Origin of the sequence: Acidilobus sp., assembly GCF_049973875.1 — an archaeon.
Lineage (GTDB): Archaea > Thermoproteota > Thermoprotei_A > Sulfolobales > Acidilobaceae > Acidilobus.
Window position 1 is genome coordinate 68,852 of sequence record NZ_JBMFJI010000007.1, and the last position, 7,770, is coordinate 76,621.

General features: G+C 57.3%; 7 protein-coding genes and 1 pseudogene. 5 read left to right on the forward strand and 3 right to left on the reverse strand.

The window, feature by feature from the left end; translation table 11 throughout:
* Positions 1-50: 50 nt before the first annotated feature.
* On the forward strand, positions 51-1,385 hold the full coding sequence (gatD, locus tag ACP5H1_RS04215) for a Glu-tRNA(Gln) amidotransferase subunit GatD (RefSeq protein WP_427972102.1): 1,335 nt from the start codon (positions 51-53) through the stop codon (positions 1,383-1,385).
* Positions 1,372-3,300 carry a Glu-tRNA(Gln) amidotransferase subunit GatE gene (gene gatE / locus ACP5H1_RS04220; protein WP_427972079.1) on the forward strand — a complete coding sequence of 643 codons (1,929 nt, stop codon included), beginning with the start codon at positions 1,372-1,374 and terminating at the stop codon, positions 3,298-3,300. The genes gatD and gatE overlap by 14 nt, the downstream gene beginning before the upstream one ends.
* On the opposite strand, the gene ACP5H1_RS04225 is transcribed toward gatE, so the two are convergent.
* Positions 3,297-3,863, reverse strand: coding sequence for a hypothetical protein (locus ACP5H1_RS04225; RefSeq protein WP_427972081.1), 567 nt, complete (start codon positions 3,861-3,863; stop codon positions 3,297-3,299). The genes gatE and ACP5H1_RS04225 overlap by 4 nt on opposite strands.
* 187 nt (positions 3,864-4,050) lie before the next feature.
* Between ACP5H1_RS04225 and ACP5H1_RS04230 the strand changes: the two genes are divergently transcribed.
* A complete protein-coding gene (locus ACP5H1_RS04230; protein ID WP_427972084.1) occupies positions 4,051-4,800 on the forward strand; it encodes a hypothetical protein in 750 nt (249 codons plus the stop codon).
* Positions 4,801-4,804: 4 nt separating this feature from the next.
* On the opposite strand, the gene ACP5H1_RS04235 is transcribed toward ACP5H1_RS04230, so the two are convergent.
* Positions 4,805-5,779, reverse strand: coding sequence for a tyrosine-type recombinase/integrase (locus ACP5H1_RS04235; protein WP_427972086.1), 975 nt, complete (start codon positions 5,777-5,779; stop codon positions 4,805-4,807).
* Positions 5,780-5,942: 163 nt separating this feature from the next.
* Here ACP5H1_RS04235 and ACP5H1_RS04240 point away from each other — a divergent pair, with 163 nt between their 5' ends.
* Positions 5,943-6,497 (forward strand): TFIIB-type zinc ribbon-containing protein, encoded by a 555-nt coding sequence (locus ACP5H1_RS04240; protein WP_427972087.1) that lies wholly within the window; start codon positions 5,943-5,945, stop codon positions 6,495-6,497.
* 32 nt (positions 6,498-6,529) lie between these two features.
* A complete protein-coding gene (locus tag ACP5H1_RS04245) occupies positions 6,530-7,516 on the forward strand; it encodes a GTPase (protein WP_427972090.1) in 987 nt (328 codons plus the stop codon).
* Positions 7,517-7,574: 58 nt separating this feature from the next.
* On the opposite strand, the pseudogene ACP5H1_RS04250 reads toward ACP5H1_RS04245, so the two are convergent.
* A pseudogene (locus ACP5H1_RS04250) lies at positions 7,575-7,770 on the reverse strand (hypothetical protein); the annotation flags it as partial.

Consider the following 7,770-nt stretch of genomic DNA (forward strand, 5'->3'; position numbering starts at 1 on the left):
CGGTGAGGCATATTTCCAACGAGAGCGGACCCTACTACGGCTACACGGGCATAGCAGCGAAGAAGCTGGTTGAGGCCTCAGCGAAGCCAGGAGATGTGGTTGAGGTCACAAGGTCCGACGGGTCCAGGCTTATGGGAACCCTGATGCCCAAGAGCGAGTTTTCCGCGCCTGACATAGTAGTGCTTAAGCTTGACAACGGCTATAACGTTGGCATAAGAATTGATGAATGCACTAAGGTCAGAGTTGTCGAGGAGGGGTCGTTGACGACCCATCCAGGCGAGCCAGTGAGCCTCTCGGAGGAGGTCAGGCCCCCCGCTGAGAGGGTCCTTGTGTTGGGCACAGGAGGCACTATAGCGAGCAGGGTCGACTATGAGACTGGGGCGGTGAACCCATACATGGACTCCAAGGAACTGGCGGCGTCCGTGCCTGAAATGTTTAAGTATGCCACGGTTGACTCGGTTCAGTTCATGTCCATATTCAGCGAGGACATGACCCCAAGGAACTGGCAAACCGTAGCTGAGGAGGTCGTCAGGTACTTTGAGAAGGGGTACTCAGGCGTGGTAGTAGCGCACGGGACCGACACCATGGCGTACACGGCGGCCGCCCTTTCGTTTGTATTTCACAAAGGGCTACCAGGACCTGTGGCATTAGTTGGAGCCCAGAGGAGCAGCGACAGGCCCAGCAGCGACGCGGCGTTCAACCTTACGTCGGCCGTCCTCGTGGCGTCAAGGGCGCCCTTCGGGGAGGTGTGCGTGGTGATGCACGGCGAGACCGGCGACACGTACGCGTTGGCCCACAGGGGGACAAAGGTGAGGAAGATGCACACAAGCAGGAGGGACGCCTTCCAGTCTATAAACGACGTGCCTCTCGCCAAGGTGTGGCCCTATGAGGGCAAGATAGAGATGCTCAAGGAGGACTACAGGCGCAGGTCGAGGGAGCTCAGGCCTGAGAACGGCTTCGACGACAAGGTAGCGCTAATAAAGTTCTTCCCCGGCATGACGAGCGACCTGGTAGACTTCCTTGTGGACAGGGGCTACCATGGAATAGTGATAGAGGGCACTGGCTTCGGCCACATAGCCAACGCGCTCATACCTTCCGTGCAGAGGGCCGTGGAGGAGGGGATACCGGTTGTTATAACTAGCCAGACGCTCTTCGGCAGGGTTAACCTTAATGTCTATAGCACGGGAAGGCGCATGCTCCAGGCCGGTGTCATACCAGCGGAGGACATGCTGCCGGAGACCGCCTACGTAAAGCTTTCCTGGGCGCTCCACAGAACCAGGGACCTGGGAGAGGTCAGGAGGCTGATGTTAACCAACCTGGCTGGCGAGATAAATCCAAGACATGAACTTAAGCTGTTCCCGAGGTGGTACCATGACAGGGAGTGACGAGCTAGACTACGAGGCGCTGGGGCTCAAGGTAGGCCTTGAGATCCACCAGCAGCTCAAGACGAGGACTAAGCTGTTCTGCAGCTGCCCAGCCGAGCTGACGGAGGAGAGTGCGCCTGAGAGCTTCACCAGGAGGCTCAGGCCAACACGCAGCGAGACCGGAGATGTTGACATAGCCGCGCTCTTTGAGTACAGGAAAGGCAGGGTCTACAGGTACGAGGCGCCCAGGGGGCACTACTGTCTAGTAGAGTCTGACGAGGAGCCGCCGCACCCGATAAACAGGGATGCGGTGGCCATAGCTATAGCCGTCGCTAAGGCGCTCGGGTCAACCATTGTGGACGAAGTCCACGTCATGAGGAAGATAGTGATAGACGGCAGTAACACGAGCGGCTTCCAGAGGACTGCAATAGTGGCTCTAGGAGGCAAGATAACGGTAAACGGGAAGGACTACGGCATACAGACCATAGTTGTCGAGGAGGACGCCGCCAGGAAGGTCGGCGAGAACGGGCCTGAGACCTCATACAGGCTTGACAGGCTCGGGATACCGCTCATAGAGATCTCCACGGCCCCTGACATGCACACGCCCTCTGAGGCCAGGGACGTGGCCCTCGCAATAGGCATGCTTCTTCGCATGACGGGCGCGGTCAGGAGAGGCCTTGGAACCATAAGGCAGGACCTTAATGTTAGCATAGTGGGAGGCGCCAAGACCGAGATCAAGGGAGTCCAGACCCTGGAGCTCATAGATAAGATAGTCAAGTATGAGGTCATGAGGCAGGTCAACCTGCTCAAGATAAGGGATGAGATGGTAAGGAGGGGCGTAACCAAGGAGCTCATAAGGATGGAGCCGGTGGACGTGACTGACGTGTTCAAGAACACCAAGAGCAAGGTGATCGCTAAGGTCATAAGCTCGGGCGGCCGCGTCCTGGCTATAAAGCTTCCCAGGCTGAAGGGCCTGCTCGGCACATACGTACAGCCCGGCAGGAGGTTTGGCACGGAGATAGCGGACTACGTCAGGTTCTGGGCCAACGTGCAGGGCCTCTTCCACAGCGACGAGCTGCCCAACTACGGCATAACGCAGGAGGAGGTGAACGCTGTCTATAAGGCCCTGGGGGCTGACCCAGGCTTAGACGCCTTCGCCATGGTGGCCGAGAAGGAGGACAGGGCGCTCAGGGCGCTCTCTGTTATAGTGGACAGGGTCAGGCAGTCGCTTGACGGCGTCCCAGAGGAGACCAGGGCGGCCAACGAGGACGGCACAACTAAGTACATGAGGCCAAGGCCCGGTAGGGAGAGGATGTACCCTGAGACGGACATACCTCCGCTGAGGGTTACGCCTGACATACTGGCTGAGGCAGAGAAGCTGGTGCCGGAGTCCCCTGAGGCTAAGGTGAGGCGCTTCGTTGAAAAGTACGGCATGAGCAGGGAGCTTGCGGAGAGGGTGGTCTCAGACCCCAGGCTGCCTATAATAGAGGAGATGATATACACCTATGGCTCCTCGGTGCAGCCCACGCTGATAGCCTCAATATTTGTAACCATAATGAAGGGCCTGAGGGGCAAGGGCGTTGACGTGGACTCCATAGACGAGGACAGGCTTGAGGGCCTCATAAGGCTCCTAGCCGAAGGCAAGATAGCCAAGGAGGCCATCGAGCCCATACTCACTAAGATGTCTGAGGACCCCAAGATAACGGCTGAGGAGGCGGCTAAGCAGCTGGGGCTCATTGGCGTGAGCAGGGAGGAGGCTGAGGCAGTGATAGACAAGATAATTGCTGAGAACATGGAGCTCATAAAGCAGAGGGGGGAGGCCTCGTTCAGCACGCTAATGGGTAAAGCCATGGAGGTCCTCAGGGGTAAGGTGGACGGTAAGACCGTTTCAGAGATTCTGAGGTCAAAGCTAAGGCAGCTGACCTCCTCGAGCTAAACGTCATGGGGGCACGACGAATAAAGTGAGGCCGCGTACTCCAATAAGTCCCTGACCTTCCCCTCCGCCGCGTTTATTTCATAGGTGCCCTCCCTTAGCGTCATAAGCGGCCACTGCCTTCCTGTCTCATAGTCTACAAGCACGAGCAGCGGTTGTCCCTCCGTCTGCGACCTAAGCAGCGCCTCAATCCTCATCGAATTAGCCATAAGCGAGGGCGGATCCCTGTAGTCTATAGCAACAGCAACTCCCTTGACCTTGATGTCGCCCGAGTCGGCCACGTGATAGTTGGGCTCTCTCGAGCCTGAGGGGCAGCCGTCGACCCAGTCTTGCGACGTTATCTGAAGCCATCTTACCGGGGGCCTTTCGCTGCTTATGAGGGACCCCACGCCAGCGGCCAGCCTGACTGGGCCTGAGGCTGTGCTCACGCTGACTATCGACGGCGACGTGACAAATATAGCGCCGCTGGCCAGGGCCCAGTCCCTTAACGACATTAGCTCCTGCCTGCCCAGCGTGAAGATATTGGCTGACTCAACGAGGTACATACCAATGTCAACTCTTGGCAAGGCGTCCACCTGGTAATTCTAGCTTAGAGGTTCGTAGACGGGTGAAAAAGCTTCAATAGAGCATTAGCCTTAATAGGGGCGCCTCAACATACTGCGAGTTGGGCTGATAGGGACGGGTGTAAGGCTTTACATAGCCATCACGATTATCTCAGCCCTGCTTGGGGTCTTCACATTCTCATCAGTACTGGTGCTCTCAGACATCTTCAGGTGGCCCTCCCTTGTGCCGCCACTTGTTGGGACCCTCGCTGCCGCCCTCCCCTTCGTATTCCTCAGGAGGGCCTCAAGGGAGTTCGAAGCTTGGCTTAGCAATATAATCTCAGCCGCCGTAGGCTCTGGTGAGGACGAGGGGGACTACGGAGGTAGCGACGCCATGGATGGTAACGACAGCGACGAGGAATATGATAATGAAGACGTATTTCTTGTGTACTACTTAGTGTCAAACATAGCTAGGGAGGTCTACGGCCGCCTTAAATCCATAGAGATGGTGGCGTTCACCGACGACTTAGTGCTCTTCTACCCGGAGCCCTTCGAGCTGGGCTCTGAGGGTGAGGACGAGGGGGACTACTATAGTGATGCGGACCTGGATGAACCGGATGAGCCGGAGGCCGAGCTGCTTGATGGGGATAAGCTTGTGATTAAGCTGCCAGCTAAGCACTTCGCCCAGCTGGTCAAAGTCGTCCAGGGAGGGGATGGGGAGGTGGCAGTCGTGAGCAACGAGGAGGAGCTCAGGAGCCTCTACAGGGTAGCTAAAGCCATAGCCGAGGCCGACATAAACGACGAGGGCCTGGCCTCGTACAGCGCCTACAAGGCCCTGCTAAAAATGATGAGGAGCTCCAGGCTCAGCATCCCTGAACAGCTCAAGGACCTCATGCCGTTTGAGAGCAGGGACCTCAGGAGAAGGGTGAAGGAGCAGGTCATGGAGGAGGGCATAATCTGAGGGATCAGGTCCTCTGGCCTGCCATGCCTGGGTAAAGGCCCTGGGGATACAGCGGGTAACCCATGTAGGCCTGCCCTGGGTACTGGGGCGCCGTATAGTAGGGCTGCTGGGGCTGCATGAAGGCCCTCTCGTACTCCCTCCTGATGTCCTCGTCCAGCAGGTGAAGGTACACCTGCGTGATCCTTATGTCGCTGTGGCCCAGCAGCCTCTGAAGCACGGGGAGGCTCATTCCCCTCCTCAGCGCCTCGGTCGCGAAGGTGTGCCTGAGCACGTGAGGCCTCACCTTGCTGACGTCTATGCCAGCCCTCCTCGCAAGAGACTTTACCCTGTCATATATGGCCTGGTAGCTCAGCTTTACTACCCTTTCGTTGGGCCCCCCTGGCGGCAGCACTGAAAGCACAGACCTCGCCACCTGGCCAAGCACCACGAGCCTCTCCTTGCTGTACTTTCCCCTAACCTTGGCCTCCCCCTTAGCTAGGTCTATGTCGCCCCACGTCAAGTTAACCACCTCCCTCGCCCTTAGCCCTGACTCGGCCATCAGGGAAAGTATGAGCAGGTCGTAGAGGTCCCTGGCCTTAGACATCATGGCCTCGACATCCTTCCAGCTCAGGGCCCCGTTGAACTCAGACCTACGTTGATGCTCCGCCGGAAGGCCTGAGATGCCAAGCCACTGGAGGAACCTCCTGACAAAGATTGTGTAGTAGTGAACAGTCGAGCTCCACCTACCTCCCCGCGGCCCCACGGGGCCCTTGGACCTCATATCTGAAAGCCATGAAAGGTAGTCCGCCTGCGATAGTTGGGAGACAGGCCTTGAAGGACCCACATGGGACACGAAGGACTGCAGCGCCGCCCTATAGGACTTGAGAGTTAACTTTGAGGCCCCTGAGGCCTCCAGTGCGCTAAGGAAACTCTCAACGGCGTCAGCGACGCTCTTTGAACGGACCTCTGGCTGAGGCTGCTGAAGTCTCTTGGCAGGCAAGCTTAACGCTCACCTGGGACCAAGTAGTAGGCGGAACCAGCTAAGGGTTCGGAGCCAGTGATACCGCACAGTTTCGTAAAGCGCCGTAGCACTTACGCTGGGGTCTCCCCCTCTCCGCGTAACTAAGCTATCACAATGAATTTACAGCCCGCAGCTAAAGGACGTGGCGGTGATTGACGTGCTCAGGTGCCCCTACTGCGGCTCCGAGAGGCTCGCCTGGAGCGAGGAGACCGGACACCTGGTGTGCCAGGACTGCGGGGCAATAATAGAGAACTTAATAGATGACAGGCCCCCGCGATTTAGCGAGGATGCGCAGAGGGTAGTCGAGGGTCCTCCTCCCAGGGGGCCGCTTGAGGTGGCCCTTGAGAGGGCCTCGGCTAAGGCTGTGAGCAGGGGCAAGCTCGTTGAAATCGTAAACGGCGCTATAAGGTTTAGGTCGCCTGCCACCAAGCACGACAGTGAGGCCTCGGAGGCCCTCAAGGTAATAGATGGGTTCCCCGAGCTTAAGTCAAGAACTGAGAGGGTTAAGGTGGGCTTAGCCGTCTACGCTACCCTTAAGGCGCTCGGGGTGAGCTCCTCGAGGGCCCTGTCTGAAGCTGCCAGGAGGTCAGGGGCCTCACCTAAGTCCATAGAAAGCGCCGTGAGGAGGCACAGGGCCGCCTTCATGATGTACGAGGAGCTCGTGAGGGAGAGGCTCCTGGGCCCAGAGCGCAAATAAGCATGGACTCCGCCAGAATCAAGGGTAAACAGTTGCCAGATCCAGCAGCGATAGCTAAGAGGATACACGTGCCCTCTTACAGCGAAGTGTTGCAGAGAATTAAGAACAGGTATCCCCATAACGTCAACGCCTACGAGAGGGAGAGGAGGTCCCTGGACCTAGTTAAAGATGTAATAGTGGGCAAGACGGAGCCCGTGATGCAGCTGAGGTCGCTGCTCAGGGGGCTCCACCCGTTCTACTTAAGGCTTCTCAGCATAAGCTTTGACATGGAGCAGGTCAACAGGGATATAGAGTGCGTCGTGAAGGCCAGGACTGTGGCCCAGAGGATGTGGCAGAGCTACAGGTACAGGCTGCTCGCCGCTGAAAGCGAAGGAGAGGCTAGGGCCATAGGCAGGGAAGCCCGGGGAAGGATGATGTCTCAGCTTAAGAAGTGCTCCCACGGCCTTGAGAGGCTCAGGGAGGTAGTGAAGTTCCTCGCAGAACTGCCCGGCATAGACGTTAGCAAACAAATAGTTATAGTATCTGGACCCCCTAACGCGGGCAAGTCCACGTTCCTGTCATCAGTGTCAAGGGCGAGGCCTGAGATAGCCCCCTACCCGTTCACGACTAAGAACGTTATAGTGGGGCACGCTAACGTTGATGGGGTCGAAGTGCAAGTAATTGATACCCCAGGGCTGCTTGACAGGGACCCGTCTCAGATGAACGAGGTTGAGCTGAGGGCTGTAGCTGCGCTCCAGGAGCTTCCAGGGCCCGTCCTCTACCTAGTGGACCCGACGCCGGAGGCCCCTCTGAGCCTTGAGTCCCAGGTTAGCCTCCTCTCAAGAATTAGGGCGATCCTAGGCGGTAACCGCAGGATCCTCGTAGTAATTAACAAGGTGGACGCAGTTGATTCCAACAGGCTTAACCTCGTGGAGAGCATCCTCCTGAAGTCTGGCATCACGGAGCACATGAAGATTTCAGCGCTAGACAAGGAGTCGTGCCTTGAGGCCCTCAGAGCGGTTCTGAAACCTGAAACTTAGGCTCCTATCGTAGATGACTGCCGTAGCTAGCAGTTTCCAATAAACTGTGAGGCTCGTACTATTTGATATCATTTATCGTCCCTAACCCCTTTAACGCTATCAAGTAAGCCGAGGCCGTGTGCCTGTCGAACCCCTTCTCCCTCATGACCTTGTCGTGCTCCTCAGAATTTGTAGTACCCTTCGGGTCGACCAGGATAACGTTAAACCCAAGCCTGAGCGCCTTAATGACGCCGTGGGTTAGCATCTGCCTCTTG

Bases quoted from the DNA above. Each gene is read 5' to 3' on its own strand.
- gatE (WP_427972079.1), top strand. From the start codon at position 1,372: ATGACAGGGAGTGACGAGCTAGACTACGAGGCGCTGGGGCTCAAGGTA.